Genomic DNA, 26,980 nt, shown 5'->3' on the forward strand with positions numbered 1-26,980 from the left:
TCGCTGTCTCAGATGACTGTCAAATAAGGTGACAGCATGGCAAATTTGCCACAGTCGTCACCGCCCCTTATAATATAGTGAATACTTCACTAACAAGGTCTAAACGGCGGTGACTGAATAGCACGGCTAATGAATCGTGAATGCGTCGATTTTATGCCGCCTCTCTCAAAGGGTTATCGGGATCGATGCCATAATCCTTCAGCTTGCGGTAGAGGGTAGACCGGCCGATACCGAGCTTTCGGGCCACCTGGCTCATCTGGCCGCGGTAGAATTTCAGCGCAAAACGAATCAATTCCTCCTCGACTTCGGCAAGCTTGCGCACGTCTCCGCCCTCGTCGACGCTGGCGATCGCATTCTCCATGCGCGGGTCGCTGGAGGCTTCCGCCTCCATGGACTTCGCCGCACTCGCGAAGTCGGGATAGACGCTTGATGCCGTCTCGCCGCCAGCCGGCGCCCGCTCCGGTCCGCCCTCGCCCCAGGAGAAGCCCGAACGATCGGAAACCACGTAGCCGGGTATCTGAGTGGCGATCTGCGGGAAATCCTTCACCGTCAGTTCGTTGCCCTCGGCCAGCACGACGGCGCGGAAGATCGCGTTCTCGAGCTGGCGAATGTTGCCCGGCCAATCATAGGCGGTCAGAAGCGCGAGCGCACCGCTCGATACCGTCAGCGGCTGGTTCAGCCGCTGCTCGGCGGCGAAGCGCTCGACGAAGGAGCGCACCAGCACCGGGATATCTTCCTTGCGTCGGCGAAGCGCCGGAATGGTGATCGGGAAAACATTGAGGCGGTAGTAGAGATCCTCGCGGAACCGCCCTTCGCGCACTTCGTTGATCAGGTCCTTGTTGGTGGCCGAGATCAGCCGCACGTTCACCTTCTGCGGATGGCGCGCGCCGATCGTCTCGACCTCACCCTGCTGAACCGCGCGCAGCAGCTTCACCTGAACCTCGAGCGGCAAGTCGCCAATCTCGTCGAGGAACAGCGTTCCTCCGTCCGCATCGACGAACTTGCCGGTGTGCTTTTCGGTCGCGCCGGTAAAGGCACCCTTTTCGTGACCGAAGAGAATGCTCTCGACCAGATTGTGCGGGATGGCGCCACAGTTAACGGTGATGAAGGGCTTGCCGACCCTGTCGCTTGCCGACTGGATGGCGCGCGCCACCATTTCCTTGCCGACGCCAGATTCGCCCTCGAGCACGATCGGGATGTTGGACTGCGCGGCGCGGCGCGCAAGGTCGATCACCCGGATCATCGCGGGGCTTGCCGAGACGATATCGTCGAAGCCGACGGCGCCACCGCGCGGACGGCGCGAGGTTTTGACCTTGCCGTCACGGCTTGCCATTTTCAGCGCATTGCTGATGGCCACGGACAGCCGTTCCGGAGAGACCGGCTTGACCAGGAAGTCGAAGGCGCCGGCCTGCATCGCGTGCACCACGGTCTCGATGCCGCCCTGTCCGGTCTGGACGATGACCGGCGTGTCGACGCCGCGCTCGGCCAGCGCTTCGAGGAAGCCGTGGCCGTTCATTTCCGGCATCAGGAGATCGAGAAGGATGACATTGATCATGCCGCCCTTGCGCTCCAGCAGTTCCAGACCGCTGCGGCCGTTATCGGCGAGATGCGCCACATGACCGAGACGCTCGATCATGTTCGTCAGCAACCGGCGCTGCACCGGATCGTCATCAATGACCAGAATGTGTGATGTCACGGAAGCCTCCTGCTCTGGACACGCGGTACTCTTTGGCCAACCTCATGTGCCAAATCACGTCAGGCATCTGTGCCATAAAGGGCTGAACATCATGTTTTGAGAAATGCTTGCATTTTATCCATTGCCGGCGATAGCAATGGGGGCCATATCGCTGCCTCTTCCTGTCACGAACGAGAGAAATCCGACGATGACCTTCCGCCCCTTCGCCCCCGAGCAATTTGTTGTCCGCGCCGCCGCCGGCCAGACCCATGGCGCCGCTGCCGACCTCGGTGACCTGCCCTCCTGGCGGCTGGAGGATCTTTATGCCTCCGCTTCCTCGGATGCGTTTCGCAACGATATGAAGAAGGCCGATGCCGACGCGATCGCCTTCGAGACCAAGTGGAAGGGCAAGCTGGCCGAAGCGGCGACGCAGAGCGGCGAAGCCGGCATCGGCGCTGCCGTGCGGGAATTCGAAGCGCTCGAAGACATCATGGGCCGCATCGCGTCGTTTGCCGGCCTCACCTATTTTTCGGACACGTCCAAGCCGGAGAATGGCAAGCTTTACGGCGATGTGCAGTCGAAGCTCACCGACATGTCGGCGCATCTCCTGTTCTTCTCCCTGGAGCTGAACCGCATCGACGACGCGATCCTCGACAAGGCACTCGAAACAGACGCGCTCGCCGCCCATTACAAGCCCTGGCTGACCGACCTGCGCATGGACAAGCCCTATCAGCTCGACGACAAGCTGGAGCAGCTTTTCCTGGAAAAATCGATGACCGGTGCCGCCGCCTTCAACCGGCTGTTCGACGAGACTATGGCAAGCCTCACCTTCACTGTCGACGGTGAAGCGCTGCCGCTCGAGGTCACCCTGAACCTGCTGCAGGACCCGTCGAGCGACGTTCGCAAGAAGGCGGCGATGGCGCTGGCGGAAACCTTCAAGGCCAATATCCGCACCTTCACGCTGATCACCAACACGCTCGCCAAGGACAAGGAAATCTCCGACCGCTGGCGCGGCTTCAAGGATATTGCCGACAGCCGGCATCTGGCCAACCGCGTCGAGCGCGAGGTCGTCGATGCACTCGCCGAAGCGGTCAAGTCCGCCTATCCGCGCCTGTCGCACCGCTACTATTCGCTGAAGGCAAAGTGGCTCGGCATGGAGCAGATGGATTTCTGGGACCGCAACGCGCCGCTGCCGGAAACGCCGAACGCGCTGATCTCCTGGGACGAGGCCAAGGACACGGTGCTCTCCGCCTATAATGCCTTCGCGCCGGAAATGGCTGATATCGCCCGCCGTTTCTTCGACGAGCGCTGGATCGACGCGCCGGTGCGGCCCGGCAAGGCGCCGGGCGCCTTCGCCCACCCGACGGTGCCGTCGGCTCACCCCTATGTGCTCGTCAACTACATGGGCAAGCCGCGCGACGTGATGACGCTCGCCCACGAGCTCGGCCACGGCGTGCACCAGGTGCTTGCCGGCGGACAGGGCGCGTTGATGGCCTCGACGCCGCTGACGCTCGCCGAAACCGCGTCTGTCTTCGGCGAGATGCTGACCTTCCGCGCACTGCTCGACCAGACGAAGGACAAGCGCGAGCGCAAGGCCATGCTCTCCCAGAAGGTCGAGGACATGATCAACACGGTCGTGCGCCAGATCGCCTTCTACGAGTTCGAGCGCAAGGTGCACACCGCGCGGAAGGAAGGCGAGCTGACGGCCGACGATATCGGTAAGCTGTGGCTGTCGGTGCAGAACGAGAGCCTTGGCCCGGCCATCCGGATTTCCGAAGGCTACGAGACCTACTGGGCCTATATCCCGCACTTCATCCATTCGCCCTTCTACGTCTATGCCTATGCCTTCGGCGACTGCCTGGTGAACTCGCTTTACGCGGTCTACCAGAACGCCGAACAGGGCTTCCAGGACAAGTACTTCGAGCTTCTGAAGGCCGGCGGCACCAAGCACCATTCCGAACTGCTCGCCCCCTTCGGCCTCGATGCCACCGATCCGTCGTTCTGGGCACAGGGACTGTCGATGATCGAAGGGCTCATCGACGAACTCGAAGCGCTTGATAAGGCCTGATCCGGACAAGGGTCCGGATCGCTGCGCGATCGACAAGACGACTTTATGAACGACACTGCACCCTATGTGCTGTTCCGGGACGACAGCGAAAGCCGCACCACGGTTTTCGCAGCGCCTTCGCGCGTCATAACGGCCCGCACGAAGGCCGAATTTGTCCGCGGCCTTGCCGAGCTTGAACGCGCGCACAAATCAGGCAAATGGATTGCCGGCTTCATGTCCTATGAGGCCGGCCATCTCTTCGAGGAGAAGCTCGAAGGCTTTGCCGAGGAAAATCGCAAGACGCCGCTGATGTCATTCGGCATCTTCGATGCGCCGAGCGAGGATCATCCCCTCGCCGAGCCGCAGCGGCGAACCGAGAACGAACCCTTCTTGAGCGAACCGCGCGCCGGCTGGGATTTCGATACCTACCGCGAACGTTTCGACCGCCTGCACCTGCATTTGCGAAAGGGCGATTGTTACCAGGCAAACCTGACGATGCCGATCCGCGCCCGCTGGTCCGGCGACCCGCGCGCAGCCTTCTGGTCGCTGATCGACCGGCAGCCGGTCAAGTACGGCGCGCTCGTCGCGCTCGACGGGCCAGTGCTCCTGTCGCGCTCGCCGGAGCTTTTCTTCCGTGTCGATGCGGACGGCTGGATCGAGACCCACCCGATGAAGGGCACGGCCAAGCGCGGCGCGTCGGCCGCGGAAGACGCCGAGATCATCGCCGCCATGCGCACCGACGAAAAGACCCAGGCCGAAAACCGGATGATCGTCGATCTCCTGCGCAATGACATCTCGCGCATCACCGAGGTCGGCACGCTTGATGTCCCCAAGCTCTTCGACATCGAGACCTACCCGACCGTGCACCAGATGGTGAGCCACGTCCGAGCAAAGCTCCTGCCCGAGATCAGCCTCAAGGATATTTTCACGGCGCTCTTCCCCTGCGGCTCGATCACCGGGGCGCCGAAGATGCGCGCCATGGAAATCCTGCACGACCTGGAAGACGGTCCCCGCGACGCCTATTGCGGCGCCATCGGTTTCATCGCCCCGAACGGCGTGATGCGGTTCAGCGTCGCGATCCGGACGATATCGCTCTTCGAAAATGGCGATGCCGTCTTTAATGTCGGCGGCGGCATCGTCTTCGACAGCACCGCCCAGTCCGAATACGAAGAGTGCCTCCTGAAGGCCCGCTTTGCCGTTGGCGACGACAGGATCGCGCTCGGCGAAGGCGATGTCGCGCCCGCCGATGACGCGGTCGTCCGATGACGGATTTCTCGTTGATCGAAACCCTGCGCTACGAGCCCGAAGCCGGTTTCATCCGCCTGCGTCTGCACCTCGCCCGGCTGGTCCGATCCGCCCGCCGTCTCGGCATTTCGGGCGCCGATGGCGCGCAGGCCGCGCTGCTTGCAGCGGTCAAGGCCGGAGATGGCGGCGCCGCGCTTCGCGTTCGCCTCGAGCTCTTCCCGGACGGCCATATCGAGGTGAAGACCGCCCCCTTCGCGCCGCTCCCCCAAGATACGGTCTGGCGGGTACGGGTTGCCAGCACCCGGCTCAAGTCGGGCGATCCGCTGCTGCGCTACAAGACCAGTCGCCGCGCCGCCTATGAGGCAGCCCGCGGCGAGTTCGGCCCGAGCGAGGCCGACGAAGTTCTGCTTCTGAACGAGAAGGATGAGGTCTGCGAAGGCACGATCACCTCCGTCTTCCTCGACGACGGCAGCGGCATCCTCAAGACGCCGCCGATCGCCTGCGGCCTGCTTGCCGGCGTGCTGCGTACCGAGCTCATCTGCCAGCGCCGCGCGCGAGTTGCGCGACTTTCGCTTAACGACCTCGCCCGCGGCGACCTTTATCTCGGCAACTCGCTACGGGGCCTGATCCGGGTGAACCTCCTGGTCTGAGCCGGGAAGCGTGTGGCGCCTGACCTGGTCCCGTCCATCGCGCTTGGCGAGATAGAGCGCCTGATCGGCGCGTGCATAGAGGTCGCTGACCGTGTCCCCGTCGCGATACTCCGCAACCCCGACCGAACAGGTGTAGAAGAACTCCGGGATGTTCTCGAGCGGGCGGGAATTGCGCACCCGTTCGAGCAGACGATCGAGAATGCGGTGGCCCTCGCTGATGGTGGTATCAGGCAGGATGAGCATGAATTCCTCGCCGCCAATCCGGCCGAAGCAGTCCGAACGGCGCACGAACTCCTGCATCTGGCGCGCAAAGTCGAGTAAAACCTCGTCGCCGCGCTGGTGCCCGTGGCGGTCATTGATCGCCTTGAAGTAATCGATATCGATGATCGCGACACAGCCCCACATATGCGGGTTCTCGGCGCAGTTGGCGATGAACTCGGTGAGACGCCCCATCGTGTAGCGGCGGTTGGGCACGCTCGTCAGCTCGTCGACCTGGGCGGCCCGAAGCGCAAAGTCGCGGTCCTGGCGCAGTTCCCGTTCTTCGGCATGGATCGTCGTGACGTCGACGGCGATGCACAGCATGCAGCCATCCGCATCCACCGTCTCCGTCATCCACAGCCAGCGACCGTCGTGCAGGTCTGTTTCCATGGCGCGGAACGGCACCTTGCCGCGCCGGTGCAATGTCGAGGCGATCCAGGCATCGATATCTTCCGACTTCAGGATGGTGCCCTGTCCGGCGGCATGGTTCCGACGCATGATCTCTTCCCAGGTCGGGCTCTCGTCCGGACCGACATGGTAGGCCGCGCGAAACGCCGGATTGGCGAAGCGCAGTCGATCGTGCTGATCATAAAGTGCGATCAGCACGGGTGTTTTACTCTGTAGGGCCGCAAGAGCCTTGAGATGACTACCGGTCACGGTCTGTCACGCCTCCGGGAACTAATCAATTATGGCGCGAAGCGGATGCTTCTACCGTAGCTATAGCACGAACCGCTTGTGACAAGCGTTTCACCGTGCGAAACGATAGGGAATATGGTTAAATCGCAACCTCGACCGGTCGCTCCGCATGAAGCATACGCCTTACGACGGTTCTTCAAAACCCTTCACCATCGGCCTTGCCCAGCTCGACCCCGATCGCTGGATTGAGCCGGACGACCAGCTGCAGCACTATCTCTCCGAAAAGAAGCTGCTGCTTGCGCAAGCGCGCGGTACCGTGTTTGCCGCAGCCGACGGTACGCAGGACGCCCAGCGCGAACTGCTGGGCATTCTGGTCGACTACCTGCCGGCCGCCTACCCAGAGATCTACCGCCGCGACGGCGACAGCATGATCGTCGGCGGCGAGCCCGTGCCACTCGACGGCGATGATCCACTGGCCGTTTCGGGATCGCTTGTCCAGGACGATCTCGCCATCATGCAAAAGACCGGAGACGGCTGGCGTCTGAACGCTGCCTATGTCGCCTTTCCCTCGTCCTGGTCGCTCGCCGAAAAATACGGCCGCACCATGAACGAGATCCATGGCCCCGTCCCGGGTTTCGAGCATGGCACCCGCAATGCCGAACTGATTGCCCGCATGTTCGACAACCTGCCGCCGGGTCGCTTCGTCGAGCGCTTCAACTGGGCGGTCAATGTCGACGGCGCGCTGCACCTGCCGAAATCGAAATCCGAAGGCATCGCCGCCGGTGCGATCGAGATGACCGAGGAGCGGACCTTCATCCGCATCGAACGGCAGACGCTGCGCAAGCTGCCTGAGACCGGTGCGCTCGTCTTCACTATCCGCATCTATTCGGACCCGCTGACGATGCTGCGCAAGCGGCCGGATGCCGCAGCCCTGGCCGCGTCCTTCGTCGAGCAGCTGCGCGCCCTGACCTTGCCGCAGGCCGCCTACAAGGGGCTTGTCAGCAAGCGGGACGGGCTGATTGAAGCACTTCTCACGATCGCCGGTTAAGCACAGACGCAAATAGCGGTTGACCCGCCGGCTCTTTATTGTGACAGCAATCTATGCTCTACAGCGCCGCGTGCCCCACGGGCATCGCGGCCGTCGGCACATTCATACGAGCCAGAACAGCGGCCACAGCCGCTTCCTCATGCTTAGTCACCCACCGCCACAGGGAAAGTTTTCTCAGGAGTAAGACAAAAATGGCAGATACCACCTATCCGGTTTATGGCGAGATCACCGGTCCGATCGTGATGATCGGTTTCGGTTCGATCGGTCGCGGCACCTTGCCGCTGATCGAGCGCCACTTCAAATACGACAAGAACCGGTTGATCGTGGTCGAGCCCCGTGAGGATGCTGCCGACAACGAGATCTTCGAACGCCATGGCGTTCGTCACGTTCGCGCGCATGTGACCAAGGACAACTACAAGGAACTGCTGAAGCCGCTTCTGACCGAAGGCGAAGGCCAGGGCTTCTGCGTCAACCTGTCGGTCGACACCGGCTCGCTCGACCTGATGAAGATGTGCCGCAAGCTCGACGTGCTCTACGTCGACACGGTCGTCGAGCCGTGGCTCGGCTTCTACTTCGACGCCGAAATGGACAATTCCGAGCGCACCAACTATGCGCTGCGCGAAACCGTGCGCAAGGAAAAGGAAAAGAACCCGGGCGGCACAACCGCGGTTTCCACCTGCGGCGCCAACCCCGGCATGGTCTCCTGGTTCGTCAAGCAGGGCCTCCTCAACCTCGCCAACGACCTTGGCGTGAAGTTCGAAGAGCCGCATCAGGACGACCGCGAAGGCTGGGCCAAGCTGATGAAGAAGGTCGGCGTCAAGGGCGTGCACATCGCCGAGCGCGACACCCAGCGCACCAAGAACCCGAAGCCGTTCAACACCTTCTGGAACACCTGGTCGGTCGAAGGCTTCATCTCGGAAGGCCTGCAGCCGGCCGAACTCGGCTGGGGCACACATGAAAACTGGATGCCGAAGAACGCCAAGAAGCACAAGAAGGGTTGCAAGGCAGCGATCTATCTGGAGCAGCCGGGCGCCAACACCCGCGTGCGCAGCTGGTGCCCGACCCCCGGCCCGCAGTATGGCTACCTCGTGACCCACAACGAGGCGATCTCGATCGCCGACTTCTTCACGGTTCGCGATAAGGAAGGCGAAGTCACCTATCGCCCGACCTGCCACTACGCCTACCATCCGGCCAACGACGCCGTTCTGTCGCTGCACGAAATGTTCGGCAACGGCGGCAACGCCCAGCCGGTGCACCACGTCCTTGACGAAAAGGAACTGGTCGACGGCGTCGACGAACTCGGCGTGCTGCTCTACGGCCACGACAAGAACGCCTACTGGTTCGGCTCGCGCCTGTCGCTCGAAGAAACCCGCCGCATCGCGCCTTACCAGAACGCGACCGGTCTGCAGGTCACTTCGGCCGTTCTCGCCGGCATGGTCTGGGCTCTCGAGAACCCGAAGGCCGGCATCGTCGAAGCCGACGAGATGGACTACAAGCGTTGCCTCGAAGTCCAACTGCCCTACCTCGGCCCGGTCGAAGGTCACTACACCGACTGGACCCCGCTCGACGGTCGCCCGGGCCTGTTCCCGGAAGACATCGACACCAAGGATCCGTGGCAGTTCAAGAACATCCTCGTTCGCTAAGCTGCTGAGACGTAAGCGCATCCGGCCCGGGACACGAACGTGCCCCGGGCCTTTTCATCTCTGGCGGAAAAGCCCGAGGCCGCGGCCTGCCGCTCTTGCTTTCAACTCATGATCGCGGCATGGTCTGCCGGAATGAAACAATCCGCTCGACCCAAACGCGGGGGAAATCGCCTATGAAGCCATTCGCCGTTCTGACCCTAATCGCAACCGCGGCCGCGCTTGCCTCCTGCCAGTCGTCGCCACGGATCATCGATGAGGGTGGGCAGCCGGCACGCCAGGCTGCGGGCGTCGAGGGCTCCTGGGTAGACCCGAACGGTATCGTCTCGACATTTGCCGGCGGTACCTTCTCCACGCGCACGACCGACACCAACCAGTTGCTCGCCTCGGGCAACTACGTCAAGACGAGCCCGACGCTTGTCGAGATCAATATGACCTCGCTGGTGCGCAACACCCAGTCGAAGGTCGCTTGCGCTCTGGTCACGCAGAACCAGCTCAACTGCACCACCGACGCCGGGGCACAGTTCTCGCTCGCGCGTCGCGGCTAAAACAGAAAACACGAAATTGCAAAAGCCTCCGTCCGGAGGCTTTTTTCGTTTGCGGGCCACGACTTAACCTTAACGGTAAACCCGACAACCAGGGCATGGTTTTAACGCTTGAAGTCGCCTTCAAGTGATGAAAACATCCGGCCCGGCAAAGCCACCCCGACCGTGGGGACCGGATCCGTTTCGGCGGACCGGATGCGGTCGGGCGACAACCGGCAAAACAGGAGAACATCATGATCAGACACGTGCGGACCGGCCTGATGACCGCGTCCATTCTTGCCCTCTCCTCGGGCGCAGCCTTCGCCGATTATGAATTGAACATCCTGCATATCAACGACCTCCATTCCCGCATCGAATCGATCAACAAGTTCGATTCCACCTGCTCGGCGGAAGAGGAGGGCAAGAACGAGTGCTTCGGCGGCGTCGCGCGCCTCAAGGCCTTGATCGACCAGAAGCGCCAGGACCTCTCGGGCAAGAACGTGCTGCTGCTCAACGCCGGCGACAACTTCCAGGGTTCGCTGTTCTTCACCACCTACAAGGGCCTCGCGGAAGCCGAATTCCTCAACCTGATGAAGTTCGACGCGATGACCGTCGGCAACCATGAGTTCGACGAGAGCGAGGACGGCCTTGCCGGCTTCCTCGACAAGATCGCCTTCCCGGTCGTCACCGCCAACGTGCTGCCGAGCCAGAAGTCGAAGATCGGCGACCGCATCAAGCCGTCGATCGTGCTCGATGTCGGTGGCCAGAAGGTCGGCATCGTCGGCGCGGTTGCCAACGACACGCCTGAACTCTCTTCCCCCGGCCCGGACATCCTGATCGGCGACGACGTCGCCACCACCACGGCAGCCGTCGAGGAACTGAAGAAGCAGGGCGTCGACAAGATCATAGCGCTCACCCATGTCGGCTATCCGCGCGACCTCGCGGCCATCGCCAAGATCCCGGATGTCGACGTCGTCGTCGGCGGCCACTCGCACAGCCTGCTCTCCAACACCGATGCAAAAGCCGAGGGTCCTTACCCGACGATGGTCGACAACCCAGGCGGCTACAAGGTTCCGGTCGTCCAGGCCGGCTCCTACACCAAATATCTCGGCGATCTCGTCGTTACCTTCGACGACAAGGGCGTGGTCAAGGCCGCCAAGGGCGACCCGATCCTGGTCGACAGCTCGGTCAAGCCGGATGAGGCGGTGCTTGCCCGCGTCGCCGAACTCGGCAAGCCGATCGAAGAGCTGCGCTCGAAGATCATCGCCAAGACCGAGGCGCCGATCGACGGCTCGCGCGAGAATTGCCGCACCAAAGAGTGCGAAATGGGCAGCCTGCTCACCGACGCCATGCTCGACCGCGTCAAGGGCCAGGGTGTGACCATCGCCATCACCAACGGCGGCGGTCTGCGCGCCTCCATCGATGCCGGCGACGTTTCGATGGGCGAAGCCATTACGGTCCTGCCGTTCCAGAACACGGTTGCGACCTTCCAGATGAAGGGCGACGGCATTCGTGAAGCCCTGGAAAACGGTCTCAGCAAGCTTGAGGAAGGCGGCGGCCGTTTCCCGCAGGTGGCCGGCATGAAGTTCTCCTTCGACAAGTCGAAGCCGGTCGGCAGCCGCGTCGTCTCGGTCGAGGTGAAGGAAGGCGAGGCCTACGTCCCGCTCGATCCGGCCAAGACCTATTCGCTCGTCACCAACAACTACATGCGCAATGGCGGCGACGGCTACGACGTCTTCAAGGAGAAGGGTGAAAACGCCTACGACTACGGTCCGGGCCTCGAAACCGTGCTTGCCGACTACCTTGCCGCCCACCAGCCGTTCAAGCCCTATACCGACGGCCGCATCACCGAGGTCGCTTCGGCGGCCGGTGCGGCAACGGCCGAGCCGGCGGCGGACGCAAAGCCTGCTGCCGACGCCACGGCAGCCCAGCCGGCGGCAACGGCCAGCGGCACGGCGGCAGCGAGCGGCCCGCAGAAGCACGTGATCACCAAGGGCGACACGCTCTGGGATCTCGCCAAGGCCTTCTACGGCGAAGGCGCGCTCTGGAAGAAGATCTCCGACGCCAACGGCAAGCCGGCGCCGCGCCACCTGCATGTCGGCAAGGAACTGGAGATTCCGGCAAAGTAAGACAATTTGCCTCTACTTTCAGAGCCGGCGCGGCTTCCCCGCGCCGGCTTTTCTTTTTAGAAGGACTGGAAACCGAAGGAACGAAAGCGGCGTCCCGATACGGGGACCCGACGAGGATGAAGATGACCGATCAGCTTGCCGTGACCACCCCTGCCAGCCACCCGTCCGTCAAATCCGGAAAGGTCGGTATCCTGCTGGTCAATCTCGGCACGCCTGATGGCACCGACTACACCTCGATGCGCCGCTACCTGAAGGAGTTTCTGACCGACCGCCGGGTGATCGAGTGGTCGCGACTGTTCTGGTACCCGATCCTGTTCGGCATCGTGCTCAACACCCGCCCCGGCAAGGTCGGCAAGGCCTATGAGACGATCTGGAACAGGGACTTGAACGAAAGCTACCTCCGGACCTACACCCGCAACCAGTCCGAACTGATGGCGAAGTCCTTCGCCGACCAGCCTAACGTCATCGTCGACTGGGGCATGCGCTACGGCCAGCCGTCGATCGCCTCGCGCATGGACGCACTGCAGAAGGCCGGCTGTGAACGCATTCTCGTCTTCCCGCTTTATCCGCAATATGCCGCCGCCACCACCGCCACCGTTAATGACAAGGCCTTCGAGGCGCTTCTGAAGATGCGCTGGCAGCCGGCACTGCGCACCGTTCCACCCTACCACGACGATCCCGTCTACATCGACGCTCTGGCAACCTCGATCGAGCGTCACCTGGCGACGCTCGACTGGGAGCCGGAGGTGGTTCTGACCTCCTTCCACGGCATTCCGAAGAGCTATTTCGATAAGGGCGATCCCTACTACTGCCAGTGCCAGAAGACCGCGCGGCTTTTGCGCGAAAAGCTCGGCTGGTCGAAGGAGAAGCTGCAGGTCACCTTCCAGTCGCGCTTCGGGCCTGAGGAATGGCTGCAGCCCTATACCGACAAGACGGTCGAAAAACTTGCGCAGGACGGTGTCAAGCGCATTGCCGTCCTCAACCCGGGCTTCGTCTCCGACTGTCTGGAAACGTTGGAAGAGATCGCCGAGCAGGCGGCCGAAAGCTTCCATCACAATGGCGGCGAGAAGTTCACCCACATCCCCTGTCTGAACGACAGCGCCGAAGGCATGGCCGTGCTCGAACACGTCGTGCGCCGGGAGCTTGCCGGCTGGCTTTAAGCGTCCCATCACCCCACTTGAACGGCGCGCTGGCCGCCAGCTCAGGATGAAGGAGCCGCGCTCTTCCCCACCGGCGAGTGCGGCAATCTAACATTTTGAATTTACGCGCAATCCGCGGAAAACCGATTCCGAAGGGAAACGGAATACGCTAGACTGCAGCCACAGGTCGAGATTGCAATTTAAGGGGGTAAGTCTTGGGCGGAATGGATATCGTCGTCATTGGCTTCGTGGTGCTCATCATCCTGGTCCTCTTCATGGGGATCAAGACGGTGCCGCAGGGCTACCGCTATACGATCGAGCGCTTCGGTCGCTACACCAAAACGCTGGAGCCGGGCCTCAATCTGATCGTGCCGTTCATCGACCGCATCGGCGCCAAGATGAACGTGATGGAACAGGTGCTCGACGTTCCGACCCAGGAAGTCATCACCAAGGACAATGCCAGCGTTTCGGCCGATGCCGTCGCCTTCTATCAGATCCTGAATGCGGCGCAGGCCGCCTACCAGGTCGCGCATCTGGAAAACGCCATCCTCAACCTGACGATGACCAACATCCGCTCGGTCATGGGTTCGATGGACCTCGACGAACTGCTCTCCAACCGTGATACGATCAACGACAGGCTGCTGCACGTCGTCGACGAAGCTGCCAGCCCCTGGGGCATCAAGATCACCCGCATCGAGATCAAGGATATCGCCCCGCCGAAGGATCTCGTCGATGCCATGGCGCGCCAGATGAAGGCCGAGCGCGAGAAACGCGCGCAGGTGCTCGAAGCCGAAGGCGCCAGAAACGCCCAGATCCTGCGCGCCGAAGGCGCCAAGCAGTCGGCGATCCTGCAGGCCGAGGGCCAGCGCGAAGCGGCGTTTCGTGACGCCGAAGCGCGCGAGCGCCTGGCCGAGGCAGAGGCGAAGGCAACCAAGATGGTCTCCGAGGCCATTGCGGCCGGCGACGTGCAGGCGATCAACTACTTCGTTGCCCAGAAGTACACCGAAGCACTCGCCTCGATCGGCACCGCCAACAACCAGAAGATCGTGTTGATGCCGATGGAAGCTTCCGCGCTGATCGGTTCGCTCGGTGGCATCGGCGCCATCGCCAAGGAAGTCTTTGGCGACAGCCAGACGGCGCCAGCGACCCGCCCGCGCCAGTCGACGCCGCGCACCACACCAGCTTTCCCGACCGATCCCGCGCAAGGGAAGTAGACGATGATCGAACGCGCCATTCAAGAACTCGGGCCCTGGAGCTGGTGGGTTCTGGGCTTCGTGCTTCTCGCCGCCGAGCTCGTCGCCCCCGGCGTGTTCCTGATCTGGATCGGTGTCGCCGCCTTGGCAGTCGGCATCCTCTCCCTCATGCTTTGGGAGGTCGGCTTCTGGACGTGGCAGGTCCAGCTCGTGCTGTTCGCGCTGCTCTCGGTGGCGGCCGTTCTCCTTGGCCGCCGCTTCGTTCTCTCCACATCCGAGACCACCGACGAGCCGCTTTTGAACCAGCGCGCCGAAAGCCTCGTCGGTCGCACCGCGGTCCTGGAAAAACCGATCGCCGAAGGCCGAGGGCGCATCCGGCTCGACGACACGTTCTGGGTCGTTGAGGGACCGGACCTGCCGGCCGGTACAAGGGTGCGCGTCGTTTCCACCCACGGCCGCAACCTGACCGTCGAAAGCGTAACCGCAAGCGGCTGATGCCACGACGTTTTTTCCGTTTGGAAACGATTGATTAACCACGTCGCTTTACGGTTGCGAAAGGATTGCAATCAGGCTCGTGGACAAACGGCATATGGTGCCAGGCTCATCTCGCTCGATCAAAGGAGGCGCGCGGCGTTCGACGTCGCTGGCGTTGCTGCTGGCCGGCACGGCGATGCTTGCCCCCGCATCCTTGAACGCCCAGACCGCCACGACCGCTCCCGCCACCGCTCCGACGACGACCACCTATGGCGCGGGCACAGCGCCTTCAGCCGTTCCGGCCGCGACGCCCGCAATCACCGATCCGCAGACCACCGGCGCCGTCAGCGCTGACGACCTGACCCCGGCCTCTAACGAGGATTACCTTCGCCTGAACCAGCGCGAGCCAACGATCGACGGTCTGCGGTTGCGGACCGATAACCCCGAATACGATCGCGCCCCGGGCATCCGAATCGGCACCTTCACGCTGCGCCCCAGCGTCAGCGAGACCATCAACCACGAATGGCGCAAGGACGGCGACACCAAGACCAGCCGCGGCTATCTCGAAACCGGAATCCGCGGCACCTTGACCTCGGACTGGTCGCGGCATCAGCTGACCGTCACCGGCGAAGGCGTGTTGCAGAACAACATCTCCGGCGAGGGCGAGGAAGAGCCCCGCGCCAATGTCGATGCGGAACTGCGGCTCGATCTCTGGGACGAAACGATCGCCCGTCTGCGCGCCGGCTACAGTTTCGAGCGCGAGGACGCCGACGACCCGAACGCGATCTCCAACGCCAAAAACCAGTCCGCGGTCAACACCTACCGCCTCGGCGCGGCCGTTGAGCGTGATTTCGGTCTGATCCGCGGCTCGGTCGGCATCGATTTCGACCGGCGCACCTATGGTGATGTCGAACTCGAAAACGGCACGAACCTTTCGGTCAAGTATCGAAACCGCAACACCGGTGTGCTCACGGCCCGCGTCGGCTACGAACTGTCGCCGGCATTGATCCCGTTCCTCGAAGCCTCCGTCGGCAAGTCGCTCTACGATCTGCGCGAAGATCCGCTCGGCTTCGAACGCTCCTATCAGACCTATGCCGCACGCGGCGGTATCGAGCTCGACCTCGGCGAGAAGCTCTATGGCGAGCTCGGCCTCGGCTACGAAACCTACAATTTCGAGGATGACCGGCTTGGCGAACTCCGCGGCCTGTCGGTCGATGGCCGCCTCAACTGGTCGCCGCAACGCGGCACCGACGTGCTCTTCGCCGTGTCGACCGACCTCAACCCGTCGACGACGCCCGGCGACGCTGGTTCGATCGATTACAACCTCACCAACATCATCACCCACCAGATGCGCTCGGATCTGGTCGCGCGGCTGACGAACAGCCTGACGCTGCGCAACTACCCCTCGAACGCCCGCTCGTCGGACGAGACCACCTGGCGCACCGGCGCCGGCCTCACCTACGACATCAACCGCTACCTGGCGCTGACGGGCGACGTCAGCTACGAGCGCACCACCCGCGATCAGGGCGACACCACCGACATCACCCGCGTCGGCGTCGGGTTGACGCTGCGCCGCTGAGGCAATCCCATCATCCAGATTAAAAAAGGCCGCGCCCGATGGACGCGGCCTTTCTTGCCTTCGAGAAGAGAAGGCCGATTACTTCAGGCTGCCGAGCAGGCTCTTCAGCGGGCCTTCGACGGTCGGACGGATATCGCCACGCTCGAGCGCGAAGGCGACGTTGGCCAGAATGAAGCCGTCCTTGGCGCCACAGTCATAGGTATCGCCACGGAAGTGGTAAGCGGCGAACTGCTGGTTGTCGGAAAGCTTGAGCATGCCGTCGGTCAGCTGGATCTCGTTGCCGGCGCCGCGCTCCTGCTTTTCGAGAATCGGGAAGATCTCCGGCTGCAGGATGTAGCGGCCGTTGATGAAGAAGTTGGAGGGGGCAGTGCCCGGTGCTGGCTTCTCGACCATCTTGGTGATCTTGAAACCTTCGCCGACCTTGTCGCCGACGCCGACGATGCCGTATTTGTGCGCCTGGTCCGGCGCGCATTCCTCAACCGCGATGACGTTGCCGCCGCTCTGCTCATAGAGCTCCACCATGCCCTTCAGGCAGCCCTTCTCACCCTTCATGATCATGTCGGGCAGGAGCAGCGCGAAGGGCTCGTTGCCGACGAGTTCACGGGCGCACCAGACCGCGTGGCCAAGGCCGAGCGGCGCCTGCTGGCGGGTGAAGCTGGTGGTGCCGGCCTTCGGCAGGATGCCGTCGAGCAGCGCGATCTCGGCCTTCTTGTTGCGCTCGCGCAGCGTCTGGTCGAGCTCGACCTGAATGTCGAAATAGTCCTCGATGACAGCCTTGCTGCGGCCGGTCACGAAGATCAGATGCTCGATACCGGCTTCCAGCGCTTCGTCGACCACATATTGAATGACCGGCTTGTCCACCACCGTCAGCATTTCCTTCGGCACGGCCTTGGTCGCCGGCAGGAAACGGGTGCCCAGTCCTGCGACCGGGAACACGGCTTTGCGGACTTTACGCTTGTCGGTCATCGATACCTCCTTGAAAGGATTTCACTCATAACTCTTGCCGAATGGTCCTGGACGTCAATCCGTCCCTAACCATACAGCGCTCCGTAATGGAGCCGCAATCTCTATGCCGTCAGCTGAACACAGCATGAACCGACGAAACAAATGCATATGCGAACTCCACGACCAAGGCTTGACATTTTCTGTGGCCGAAGACGCCACCACATTTTCATGGTAAAGGGTTTGTTGACCACGTTTCTGTAGATTCGTTGCAATCCGGCAATGCAACAAGCGCGGCCGGATCCGAAACAGGAGCCGCCGACGACTGCCCCCACCGTCCAGGCTGGCCCCAGACTGCCACCTTGCGGAGTGATTCGGGCCATGACGGCCGAAGCTCCGCAGAGAAACGGAACCGACAGCTGATGATCAGAAACCGCAGGACGTTTTTCCGTCATATCGCAGCCGCCCTCGTCCTATCCGCCGCCACGCTCGGCACCTCCCCCGCGCGCGCCGATACCGGGTTCCAGAACTGGATCAACGAGTTTTACGCGACCGCCGCCCAGGCCGGCATCACCAAGGCAACCTATCGCCAGGCCTTTGCCGGCGTGAAGTCGCCCGACCAGACGGTGATCGACAAGGCCAACTACCAGCCGGAGTTCAAGCACAAGATCTGGGAATATATCGATTCCCGCGTGAACCCCTACACCAAGCGCGTCGGCCAGGAGATGGCGACCAAGCACGCCCGCACGCTGAACGCGCTGGAGAAACACTTCGGCGTCGACAAGACCATCCTGCTGGCCATCTGGTCGATGGAGTCCAACTACGGCGCCGTGCTGGAGAAGGATGACCGCCTGCACTACGTCCCGCGCGCGCTCGCAACCCTTGCCTACGCGGATCCGAAGCGGTCGAACTATGCCAAGAAGCAGCTAATCGCCGCGCTGAAAATCCTGCAGAAGGGCGATATCACCCCACGTGAGCTGACGGGCTCCTGGGCGGGCGCCATGGGCCACACCCAGTTCATCCCCACGAGCTACCTGCTCTATGCGGTCGACGCAGACGGAAACGGTCACCGCGACATCTGGAACTCGGTGCCAGACGCGCTGGCGACCGCCGCCAACCTTCTGAAGAAAAATGGCTGGCAGCCGGGCGAGACCTGGGGCTACGAAGTCGCCCCGCCGGCCAACGCCGCGAAGTATTCGGGCCAGACGAAGACGCTCAAGGAATGGGCGTCGCTCGGTTTTGCCCGGCCGAACGGCAAGGGCTTCCGCAACGGCAGCACGCGCGCCGAGCTCAAGCTGCCGAGCGGTGGCAACGGCCCCGGCTTCCTGATGACCAAGAACTTCTTCGTCATCAAGCGCTACAACGCGTCGGACAGCTACGCGCTCGGCGTCGGCCTGCTCGCAGACCAGATCGCCGGCTACCAGGGCATGCAGCAGCGCTGGCCGCGTCCGGACGGTTCGCTTGACATCAGCGAGAAGTTCGAGCTGCAGAACCGGCTGAAGGAGCTTGGCTACTACAGTGGCGAAGTCGACGGCAACTTCGGCTCCGGCTCCAAGGCCGCGATCCAGGCATTCCAGTCGAAGAACGGACTGGCGCCGGATGGTGAGCCGACGCAGATGCTGCTGCGGGCGCTCCGCAACTAGCAGGTTCGAAACGGTTTCACGATCTGAGTATCCGTGAGATACAATAGGGCAAGCGCGCTGCACCCCCGTGCGGCGCGCTGAAACTTTGGTGCGGCAAGGCCGCCCGAATACGCGATGAACGGGGCAGAAAGCAGATGATCAGCAGGCGCCGCAGGCACGATAGCCGTACGCCGTTCGGGATTGCGACGATCTGCATTGCCGTTGTGGCGATGCTCACCGTCAGCCTTTTTGCGAGCTTTGCCGAGGCGCAGGAGCGCGTTCAACGCCGCACCTTGTTTCAGATGCTCTTCGGCGGCTTGACCCGCGAACGGCCGACCTACCAGGATCGCGACTATTATCCCGAACAGCCGCGCCCGAAGCGCCAGCGCCAGCCGCAACAGCGGCAGAAGGGCCAGGGGCAGCAGAAGCAGAAGCCAAAGGTTGCCGACACCCCTGCCCCGGCGCCGATAGTGGTGGAGAAGGCGCCGGATGCCAAGAAGGTGCTCGTCGTCGGCGACTTCATGGCCGGAAGCCTTGGCGACGGCCTGAAGACGGCCTTCGAGATGACGCCCGGCATCACCATCGAGACGCGGGCGAACGGTTCGTCCGGTCTCGTGCGCGAAGACTATTTCAATTGGCCGGGCACGCTGCCGGGCTATGTCGGCGACGTGAAGCCGTCGGTCATCATCATCAGCCTCGGCGCCAACGATCGCCAGCAGATGCAGATCGGCAGCACCAAGGAGAAGTTCCGCTCCGACCTTTGGACGGAAGAATATCGCAAGCGTGTCAACGCGCTGGCAGCCCTTGCGCGCAAGGAAAAGCTGCCGGTTCTCTGGGTCGGCATGCCGCCGTTCCAGTCGGCCGCGATGACCGCCGACATGGTCACCTTCAACGGCATCTATCGCGAGGAGATCGAGAAGGTCGGCGGACAGTTCGTCGACATCTGGGACGGCTTCGTCGATGAGGGCGGCAAGTTCGTTCTGACCGGCTCCGATATCAACGGCCAGCAGGTGCGCCTGCGCGGCGCCGACGGCGTCAACCTCACCAAGGCCGGCAAGCGCAAGCTTGCCTTCTACGTCGAGAAGGACATCCGTCGGCTGCTCGGCGATGCCGCCGCCACCGACAAGAACGTGCCGGGCGCCGACGAGCTCAAGGACCTGGTGGTGACCGCACCGCTCGGCAACGAGGATATCGTCAAGACCCAGCCGATCGGGCTGACCGATCCGGCGCTGGATGGCGCCGCGTCCCTGCTCGGCAGCGCCGCACCGGACAAGGGCAACGGCAAGAGCCCACGCGACCTGCTGGTTGGCAAGGGTGACGTCGCCGCCGCTCCGGCCGGCCGCGTCGATGACTTCCGCCTCTCGAAGCCAAACACGGTCATCAGCAACCCGGTGATCCGCAACTAGGCCGACGATCCCCATTCAGCCTTCTGGCACACCATGAAAAAAGCCCCGCATCGCTGCGGGGCTTTTTTCATGCTTGGGAGTAATGCCTTAGCGCGGCAGCGTGGTCGAACCCATCAGCGCCTCGTCGATCGCACGCGCCGCCTGGCGGCCTTCGCGGATCGCCCAGACGACGAGCGACTGGCCGCGGCGCACGTCGCCGGCCGTCCAGAGCTTGTCGACCGAGGTCTTGTAGTCGCGCTCGTTGGCGACGACGTTGGTCGAGCCGCGGCGGTCGGTGTTGAGCGTCAGCTTGTCGCCGAGGTCCTTGATCACGCTGTTGGTGAAGGGACCACTGAAACCGATGGCGATGAAGGCAAGATCCGCCTTGATGATGAACTCCGTGCCGGCGACCGGCTTGCGGCGATCATCCACCTGGCAGCACTTCACGCCGGTCAGGTTGCCGTCCTCGTCGCCGATGAACTCAAGGGTCGCCACCTGGAACTCGCGGATGGCGCCTTCGGCCTGGCTCGAAGAGGTGCGCATCTTCGTCGCCCAAAACGGCCAGACGGCAAGCTTGTCTTCCTTTTCCGGCGGCTGCGGACGGATGTCGAGCTGGGTCACCTTGACGGCGCCCTGGCGGAAAGCGGTGCCGACACAGTCGGACGCGGTATCACCACCGCCGACGACGACGATATGCTTGCCGCCGGCAAGGATCGGCTGCGACGGCCAGCCGACGCTGTCGATGTTCTCGCGGCCGACGCGGCGGTTCTGCTGGACGAGATAGGGCATCGCGTCATGCACGCCGGCGAACTGGACGCCGGGGATTCCCGCGTCGCGCGGGGTCTCGGAGCCGCCGCAGTAGAGCACGGCGTCATGCTCGTCGAGCAGGCGCTGCATCGGAACGTCGACGCCGACATTGATGCCGCAGTGGAAAGTGACGCCTTCGCCGCGCATCTGGTCGACGCGGCGATCGATGAAGTTCTTCTCCATCTTGAAGTCCGGGATGCCGTAGCGCAGCAGGCCGCCGGGCTTGGTTTCGCGCTCGTAGACGTGCACCTCGTGGCCGGCGCGGGCAAGCTGCTGGGCCGCGGCCATACCGGCAGGTCCCGAGCCGATGATCGCGACCTTCTTGCCGGTCTTGGTGACGGCCGGCTGCGGCACGATATAGCCCATTTCATAGGCCTTGTCGGCGATCGCCTGTTCGACGGTCTTGATCGCGACCGGGGTGTCTTCGAGGTTCAACGTGCAGGCTTCCTCGCACGGCGCCGGGCAGACGCGGCCGGTGAATTCCGGGAAGTTGTTGGTCGAATGCAGGTTGCGGATCGCCTCGTCCCAGTTGCCGTTGTAGACGAGATCGTTCCAGTCCGGGATCTGGTTGTGCACCGGGCAGCCGGTCGGGCCGTGGCAATAGGGGATGCCACAGTCCATGCAGCGAGCAGCCTGCTTCTGCACTTCCGGTTCTGACATCGGAATGGTGAATTCGCGAAAATGGCGGATGCGGTCGGACGCCGGCTGGTACTTTGCCACTTGCCGGTCGATCTCGAGAAATCCAGTTACCTTACCCATCGTTTCATCCTGAAAGCTGTGCGTCTGAACAGGCGCTTTTTGCGAGCGCGCGTGAGGGGCCCCCGAACCGATCTGTGATGAACCGGGAGCCTTGGTCACCGGGGCCTCCTATTCGGCCGCCTCTGCCATTTTCATGCGTTCCATATCCTCGAGCGCACGGCGGTACTCGACCGGCATGACCTTGCGGAACTTCGGCCGATAATCCGTCCAGTGATCGAGGATCTCCTTCGCCCGGGGCGAACCCGTGTGGTGAAGGTGGTTGGAGATGAGCTGATAAAGCCGCTCCTCGTCGTGGCGCGTCATGTCGCCCGACACGTCGACCATGCCCTTGTGCATGATGTCGCCGCCGTGGTGGTGCAGCTTCTCCAGCATGTCGTCCTCTTCCGGAACCGGTTGCAGCTCGACCATCGCCATGTTGCAGCGACGGGCGAAATCGCCTTCCTCGTCGAGCACATAGGCGACACCGCCCGACATGCCGGCCGCAAAGTTGCGCCCCGTTCCGCCGAGCACGACGACGACGCCGCCGGTCATGTATTCGCAGCCGTGGTCACCCACGCCCTCGACGACCGCGACCGCGCCGGAGTTGCGCACGGCGAAACGTTCGCCGGCAACGCCGTTGAAGTAGCACTCGCCCGAGATCGCGCCGTAAAGCACGGTGTTGCCGACGATGATCGATTCTTGCGGAACGATCGTCGCATTTTCCGGCGGCCGGACAATGATGCGACCGCCCGAAAGACCCTTGCCGACATAGTCGTTACCGTCACCCACGAGATCGAAGGTGATGCCGCGTGCGAGGAACGCGCCGAAGGACTGGCCAGCCGTGCCCTTGAGGGTCACGTGGATGGTGTCGTCCTTCAGGCCCTTGTGGCCCCAGCGCTTGGCAAGAGCACCGGCAAGCATCGCGCCGGCCGAACGGTCGACGTTCTTGATCTCGGCTTCGATCTTGACCGGAGCCTTGGTTTCGAGCGCGACCGCCGCTTCCTTGATCAGCTTGCGATCGAGAACATCGTCGATCGGGTGCTGCTGGCGCGTGGTCCAGTAGGTCTCTTCCTTCTTGGCTTCCACCTTGTGGAAGATCTTCGAGAAGTCGAGGCCGTTGGCCTTCCAGTGCGCAAGCGCACTGTCCTTTTCGAGCAGTTCCGAAGCGCCGACGATGTCGTTGAGCTTCCTGACGCCGAGCGACGCCAGGATCTCGCGCACTTCTTCGGCCACGAAGAAGAAGTAGTTGATGACGTGCTCGGCCGTGCCCTTGAAGCGCTTGCGCAGCACCGGATCCTGGGTCGCAACGCCGACGGGACAGGTGTTGAGGTGGCACTTGCGCATCATGATGCAGCCGGCGGCGATCAGCGGTGCGGTGGCGAAGCCGAATTCGTCGGCACCGAGCAGCGCGCCGATGATGACGTCGCGACCGGTCTTCAGACCACCATCGACCTGAAGGGCGACGCGCGAACGCAGGCCGTTCAGCACCAGCGTCTGCTGGGTCTCGGCCAGACCGATTTCCCAAGGGCTGCCGGCGTGCTTCAGCGAGGTGAGTGGCGAAGCGCCGGTACCGCCGTCGAAGCCGGCGACAGTGATATGGTCGGCACGCGCCTTGGCAACGCCGGCGGCAACCGTGCCGACGCCAACTTCCGAGACGAGTTTGACCGAAACGTCGGCTTCCGGATTGACGTTCTTCAGATCGTAGATCAGCTGCGCCAAGTCTTCGATCGAGTAGATGTCATGGTGCGGCGGCGGCGAAATCAGGCCGACGCCCGGGGTCGAATGCCTGGTCTTGGCAACCGTTGCATCGACCTTGTGGCCGGGCAGCTGCCCGCCTTCGCCGGGCTTGGCCCCTTGCGCCACCTTGATCTGCAGCATGTCGGCATTGACCAGGTACTCGGTGGTCACGCCGAAGCGGCCGGACGCGATCTGCTTGATCGCCGAACGTTCCGGGTTCATCGAACCATCGGGCAGCGGCAGGTAGCGATCGCTTTCCTCGCCCCCTTCGCCGGTGTTCGACTTACCGCCGATCCGGTTCATGGCAATCGCCAGCGTCGTATGCGCCTCGCGGCTGATCGAGCCGAAGGACATGGCCCCGGTCGAGAAGCGCTTGACGATATCGACGGCCGGTTCGACCTCGTCGACCGAGATCGGCTTGCGGCCAAGGGCGTCGGCGCTCTTGATCGTGAACAGGCCACGGATGGTGTTCATGCGCAGCGCCGAGTTGTTCACCATCTCAGCGAACTCGCGGTAGCGGTCCTCTGCGTTGCCACGAACTGCGTGCTGCAGCGAGGCGATTGCGTCCGGCGTCCAGGCATGGCTTTCGCCGCGCATGCGGAAGGCATATTCGCCACCGATATCGAGCGAGTTGGCGAGAACCGGGTCGGCGCCGAAGGCCGCCTTGTGGCGGGCGACGGTTTCGGCGGCGATCTCTTCGAGGCCGATGCCTTCGATCGTCGTCGCCGTGCCGAAGAAGAACTGGTCGACAAGCTTCGACGACAGGCCGACGGCGTCGAAGATCTGCGCGCCACAATAGGACTGGTAGGTCGAGATGCCCATCTTGGACATGACCTTGAGGATGCCCTTACCGACGGCCTTGATGTAGCGGTAGACCACTTCGCTGCCGTCGACTTCCTTGGGGAACTCGCCACGCTTGTGCATGTCGGTGAGCGTATCGAAGGCGAGATAGGGGTTGATCGCCTCGGCGCCGTAGCCGGCGAGCAGGCAGAACTGATGCACTTCGCGCGGTTCGCCGGATTCAAGCACGATGCCGACCGACGTGCGCAGACCCTTGCGGATCAGGTGGTGGTGCACGGCGGCGGTCGCGAGCAGCGCCGGGATCGCCACGCGGTCCGGACCAACCTGACGGTCGGAGAGCACGATGATGTTGTAGCCACCCTTTACCGCCGCTTCGGCACGCTCGCAGAGCCGATCGAGCATTTCGGGCATGCCTTCGGCGCCGCGCGAAATGTCATAGGTAAAGTCGAGCGTCTTGGTGTCGAAACGATCCTCGGTGTGACCGATCGAGCGGATCTTTTCGAGATCGCCGTTGGTCAGGATCGGCTGGCGCACCTCGAGCCGCTTGGCATGCGCCATGCCCTCGTGGTCGAGGATGTTCGGACGCGGACCGATGAAGGAGACGAGGCTCATCACCAGCTCTTCGCGGATCGGGTCGATCGGCGGGTTGGTGACTTGCGCAAAGTTCTGCTTGAAATAGGTGTAAAGCAGCTTGCGCTTGTCCGACATCGCCGAGATCGGCGTGTCGGTGCCCATCGAGCCGATCGCTTCCTGGCCGGTCGTCGCCATCGGCGACATCAGGATCTTGGTGTCTTCGAGCGTGTAGCCAAAGGCCTGCTGACGATCGATCAGGGAAACGTCGCGACGGAGCGCACGCGGCTCCACCGGCTTCAACTCTTCAAGGATGAGCTGCGTGTCTTCGAGCCACTTGCTGTAGGGGTGCTTTTGCGCGAGCGAGGACTTCACCTCCTCGTCGGAGATGATGCGGCCTTGTTCCATATCGATCAGGAGCATCTTGCCCGGCTGCAGGCGCCACTTCTTGACGATCTTGTCTTCGTCGACCGGCAGCACGCCGGCTTCCGACGCGAGAATGACGCGATCGTCCGAGGTGACGATGTAGCGGGCCGGACGCAAACCGTTGCGGTCGAGCGTCGCGCCGACCTGGCGACCGTCGGTAAAGGCGACAGCTGCCGGACCGTCCCACGGCTCCATCAGCGCTGCGTGGTATTCGTAGAACGCCTTTCGCTCAGGCGACATCAACTGGTTGCCGGCCCACGCCTCGGGGATCAGCATCATGACGGCGTGCGACAGCGAATAGCCGCCCTGCACCAGGAACTCGAGTGCGTTGTCGAAGCAGGCGGTGTCCGACTGGCCTTCGTAGGAGATCGGCCAGAGCTTGGAGATGTCGTCGCCGAAGAGCGGCGAGGAAACCGACGCCTGGCGCGCCGCCATCCAGTTGACGTTGCCGCGCAGCGTGTTGATTTCGCCGTTATGGGCGACCATGCGGTAGGGATGGGCGAGCTTCCACGACGGAAACGTGTTGGTCGAGAAGCGCTGGTGAACGAGCGCCACCGCACTTTCGAAGCGCGGGTCGGACAGATCCTTGTAATAGGCGCCGACCTGGTAAGCGAGGAACATGCCCTTGTAGACGATCGTCGAGGACGACAGCGACACGGGGTAGAAGTTGCTCTCCTCGCCCTTGTATTCGTCATAGATACGGTTGGAGATCACCTTGCGCAGCGTGAAGAGACGGCGCTCGAACTCCGGGTTCGTGGCGGCGTCACGGCCGGCACCGATGAAGATCTGGACATGGCGCGGCTCGGTCGCGGCGATTTCCGGCGCCTTCGACAGCGACGCGTTGTCGACGGGCACGTCGCGGTAGCCGATGAGCACCTGGCCCTCTTCGGTGACGACGTCCTTGATCACCTGCTTGAAGTGTTCGACGAGCGCATCGTCCTGCGGCATGAAGATGTGGCCGACGGCATATTCGCCCGCCTTCGGCAGGGTGATGCCCTGCTTGGCCATCTCCTCGCGGAAGAAACGGTCGGGAATCTGCACGAGGATGCCCGCGCCATCTCCCATCAGCGGGTCGGCGCCGACGGCACCACGGTGCGTCAGGTTTTCGAGCATGAAGAGACCATCGCGCACGATCTGGTGCGACTTCTGACCCTTCATATGGGCGACGAAGCCGACACCGCAGGCGTCATGTTCGTTGCGCGGATCGTAGAGCCCCTGTTTTCGCGGCAGGCCAGTCGGGAATGCGGGCGTTTTTTCAGCCGTCGCAACGCTGTGTGCGAGGTTGAGCCCAGATTGCTGTGATGGCGAATGATCCGTCATCGTTTTCCCTCCTGTTGAACCCGGCACCGCCGGGCATGGCACCGCCCGCGCATGACTCTTCGTTGCGTGCAAAGACACGCCGAAAAGCCGGGGCACTCATCGTCTCATGATCCTGATCAGGTCGCAAATAAGCACGGCATCATCAGGCACTGATGTCTGCGACCATCCTGACGGCAGGCGATAACAACCGGATGAAATCCGGCCAATCCTCCCGCTTCGCACGCCGGATGCCACTTTTTTAGGCACTCACGGCGATTGTTCCGGTCCCTAGACCGAAATAGGACAGCAAACCTGTCCTATTTCATGTGCTCTATGCCAGAAACCACCCCCCTCTGCAAGAGGCATATCAGCAAATAATGGAGAAGATTTTGCCGAACATTGCCGGAAATTTCCGG

Annotated in this window: 18 protein-coding genes; 13 read left to right on the forward strand and 5 right to left on the reverse strand. The window is 62.8% G+C overall.

The window, feature by feature from the left end; all coding sequences use genetic code 11:
- Positions 1-151: 151 nt before the first annotated feature.
- Positions 152-1,696, reverse strand: coding sequence for a sigma-54-dependent transcriptional regulator (locus tag AC3WVQ_RS15640; protein ID WP_034806104.1), 1,545 nt, complete (start codon positions 1,694-1,696; stop codon positions 152-154).
- A gap of 187 nt (positions 1,697-1,883) precedes the next feature.
- Here AC3WVQ_RS15640 and AC3WVQ_RS15645 point away from each other — a divergent pair, with 187 nt between their 5' ends.
- From AC3WVQ_RS15645 to AC3WVQ_RS15655, 3 genes are read left to right on the forward strand one after another with little or no spacing between them, the layout of a single operon-like run.
- Complete coding sequence (locus AC3WVQ_RS15645; protein WP_110819224.1) at positions 1,884-3,743, forward strand: M3 family oligoendopeptidase; 1,860 nt, start codon at positions 1,884-1,886, stop codon at positions 3,741-3,743.
- 45 nt (positions 3,744-3,788) lie between these two features.
- Positions 3,789-4,988: an aminodeoxychorismate synthase component I gene (locus tag AC3WVQ_RS15650; RefSeq protein WP_110819204.1), complete on the forward strand. Its 1,200-nt coding sequence runs from the start codon at positions 3,789-3,791 to the stop codon at positions 4,986-4,988.
- Entirely contained in the window at positions 4,985-5,617 is a 633-nt protein-coding gene (locus AC3WVQ_RS15655; protein WP_060518639.1) for an aminotransferase class IV family protein, read from the forward strand. Before AC3WVQ_RS15650 ends, AC3WVQ_RS15655 begins: the two co-directional genes overlap by 4 nt.
- On the opposite strand, the gene AC3WVQ_RS15660 is transcribed toward AC3WVQ_RS15655, so the two are convergent.
- On the reverse strand, positions 5,582-6,532 hold the full coding sequence (locus AC3WVQ_RS15660; RefSeq protein WP_034806098.1) for a sensor domain-containing diguanylate cyclase: 951 nt from the start codon (positions 6,530-6,532) through the stop codon (positions 5,582-5,584). The genes AC3WVQ_RS15655 and AC3WVQ_RS15660 overlap by 36 nt on opposite strands.
- 148 nt (positions 6,533-6,680) lie before the next feature.
- Here AC3WVQ_RS15660 and AC3WVQ_RS15665 point away from each other — a divergent pair, with 148 nt between their 5' ends.
- The 8 genes from AC3WVQ_RS15665 to AC3WVQ_RS15700 all read left to right on the forward strand — a co-directional run bounded on the left by AC3WVQ_RS15665 (position 6,681) and on the right by AC3WVQ_RS15700 (position 16,237).
- A complete protein-coding gene (locus tag AC3WVQ_RS15665; protein ID WP_060581091.1) occupies positions 6,681-7,559 on the forward strand; it encodes a heme-dependent oxidative N-demethylase family protein in 879 nt (292 codons plus the stop codon).
- 191 nt (positions 7,560-7,750) lie between these two features.
- Entirely contained in the window at positions 7,751-9,202 is a 1,452-nt protein-coding gene (locus AC3WVQ_RS15670) for a homospermidine synthase (RefSeq protein ID WP_090299701.1), read from the forward strand.
- 173 nt (positions 9,203-9,375) lie between these two features.
- Complete coding sequence (gene omp10, locus AC3WVQ_RS15675; RefSeq protein WP_090299699.1) at positions 9,376-9,747, forward strand: outer membrane lipoprotein Omp10; 372 nt, start codon at positions 9,376-9,378, stop codon at positions 9,745-9,747.
- 230 nt (positions 9,748-9,977) lie between these two features.
- Positions 9,978-11,852: a 5'-nucleotidase C-terminal domain-containing protein gene (locus AC3WVQ_RS15680; protein ID WP_110819203.1), complete on the forward strand. Its 1,875-nt coding sequence runs from the start codon at positions 9,978-9,980 to the stop codon at positions 11,850-11,852.
- Positions 11,853-11,974: 122 nt separating this feature from the next.
- A complete protein-coding gene (hemH, locus tag AC3WVQ_RS15685) occupies positions 11,975-13,012 on the forward strand; it encodes a ferrochelatase (protein ID WP_192442841.1) in 1,038 nt (345 codons plus the stop codon).
- Positions 13,013-13,206: 194 nt separating this feature from the next.
- A complete protein-coding gene (locus AC3WVQ_RS15690) occupies positions 13,207-14,205 on the forward strand; it encodes an SPFH domain-containing protein (RefSeq protein WP_089044972.1) in 999 nt (332 codons plus the stop codon).
- 3 nt (positions 14,206-14,208) lie between these two features.
- Positions 14,209-14,679, forward strand: coding sequence for an NfeD family protein (locus AC3WVQ_RS15695; RefSeq protein WP_060581306.1), 471 nt, complete (start codon positions 14,209-14,211; stop codon positions 14,677-14,679).
- Between the two features lie 94 nt (positions 14,680-14,773).
- Positions 14,774-16,237 carry an outer membrane beta-barrel protein gene (locus tag AC3WVQ_RS15700; RefSeq protein ID WP_089044971.1) on the forward strand — a complete coding sequence of 488 codons (1,464 nt, stop codon included), beginning with the start codon at positions 14,774-14,776 and terminating at the stop codon, positions 16,235-16,237.
- Between the two features lie 78 nt (positions 16,238-16,315).
- Here AC3WVQ_RS15700 and galU read toward each other — a convergent pair whose 3' ends face one another.
- Positions 16,316-17,203: a UTP--glucose-1-phosphate uridylyltransferase GalU gene (gene galU / locus AC3WVQ_RS15705; RefSeq protein ID WP_034786782.1), complete on the reverse strand. Its 888-nt coding sequence runs from the start codon at positions 17,201-17,203 to the stop codon at positions 16,316-16,318.
- A 398-nt stretch (positions 17,204-17,601) separates the two neighbouring features.
- Here galU and AC3WVQ_RS15710 point away from each other — a divergent pair, with 398 nt between their 5' ends.
- The gene (locus AC3WVQ_RS15710; RefSeq protein WP_060581304.1) at positions 17,602-18,822 is read left to right on the forward strand and encodes a lytic murein transglycosylase; all 1,221 of its coding nucleotides are present in this window, start codon (positions 17,602-17,604) and stop codon (positions 18,820-18,822) included.
- 134 nt (positions 18,823-18,956) lie between these two features.
- A complete protein-coding gene (locus AC3WVQ_RS15715; protein ID WP_090297870.1) occupies positions 18,957-20,207 on the forward strand; it encodes an SGNH/GDSL hydrolase family protein in 1,251 nt (416 codons plus the stop codon).
- An 87-nt stretch (positions 20,208-20,294) separates the two neighbouring features.
- On the opposite strand, the gene AC3WVQ_RS15720 is transcribed toward AC3WVQ_RS15715, so the two are convergent.
- The gene (locus tag AC3WVQ_RS15720) at positions 20,295-21,752 is read right to left on the reverse strand and encodes a glutamate synthase subunit beta (protein WP_034786787.1); all 1,458 of its coding nucleotides are present in this window, start codon (positions 21,750-21,752) and stop codon (positions 20,295-20,297) included.
- Positions 21,753-21,860: 108 nt separating this feature from the next.
- The gene (gene gltB / locus AC3WVQ_RS15725) at positions 21,861-26,585 is read right to left on the reverse strand and encodes a glutamate synthase large subunit (protein ID WP_090297873.1); all 4,725 of its coding nucleotides are present in this window, start codon (positions 26,583-26,585) and stop codon (positions 21,861-21,863) included.
- Positions 26,586-26,980 lie beyond the last annotated feature (395 nt).

Source organism: Ensifer sp. EB106-05-01-XG146, assembly GCF_058791875.1.

Bases quoted from the DNA above. Each gene is read 5' to 3' on its own strand.
- hemH (WP_192442841.1), top strand. From the start codon at position 11,975: ATGACCGATCAGCTTGCCGTGACCACCCCTGCCAGCCACCCGTCCGTC.
- AC3WVQ_RS15650 (WP_110819204.1), top strand. From the start codon at position 3,789: ATGAACGACACTGCACCCTATGTGCTGTTCCGGGACGACAGCGAAAGC.
- galU (WP_034786782.1), bottom strand. From the start codon at position 17,203: ATGACCGACAAGCGTAAAGTCCGCAAAGCCGTGTTCCCGGTCGCAGGA.
- gltB (WP_090297873.1), bottom strand. From the start codon at position 26,585: ATGACGGATCATTCGCCATCACAGCAATCTGGGCTCAACCTCGCACAC.
- AC3WVQ_RS15710 (WP_060581304.1), top strand. From the start codon at position 17,602: ATGATCAGAAACCGCAGGACGTTTTTCCGTCATATCGCAGCCGCCCTC.
- omp10 (WP_090299699.1), top strand. From the start codon at position 9,376: ATGAAGCCATTCGCCGTTCTGACCCTAATCGCAACCGCGGCCGCGCTT.
- AC3WVQ_RS15655 (WP_060518639.1), top strand. From the start codon at position 4,985: ATGACGGATTTCTCGTTGATCGAAACCCTGCGCTACGAGCCCGAAGCC.
- AC3WVQ_RS15700 (WP_089044971.1), top strand. From the start codon at position 14,774: ATGGTGCCAGGCTCATCTCGCTCGATCAAAGGAGGCGCGCGGCGTTCG.
- AC3WVQ_RS15695 (WP_060581306.1), top strand. From the start codon at position 14,209: ATGATCGAACGCGCCATTCAAGAACTCGGGCCCTGGAGCTGGTGGGTT.
- AC3WVQ_RS15670 (WP_090299701.1), top strand. From the start codon at position 7,751: ATGGCAGATACCACCTATCCGGTTTATGGCGAGATCACCGGTCCGATC.
- AC3WVQ_RS15645 (WP_110819224.1), top strand. From the start codon at position 1,884: ATGACCTTCCGCCCCTTCGCCCCCGAGCAATTTGTTGTCCGCGCCGCC.
- AC3WVQ_RS15665 (WP_060581091.1), top strand. From the start codon at position 6,681: ATGAAGCATACGCCTTACGACGGTTCTTCAAAACCCTTCACCATCGGC.
- AC3WVQ_RS15680 (WP_110819203.1), top strand. From the start codon at position 9,978: ATGATCAGACACGTGCGGACCGGCCTGATGACCGCGTCCATTCTTGCC.
- AC3WVQ_RS15720 (WP_034786787.1), bottom strand. From the start codon at position 21,752: ATGGGTAAGGTAACTGGATTTCTCGAGATCGACCGGCAAGTGGCAAAG.
- AC3WVQ_RS15715 (WP_090297870.1), top strand. From the start codon at position 18,957: ATGATCAGCAGGCGCCGCAGGCACGATAGCCGTACGCCGTTCGGGATT.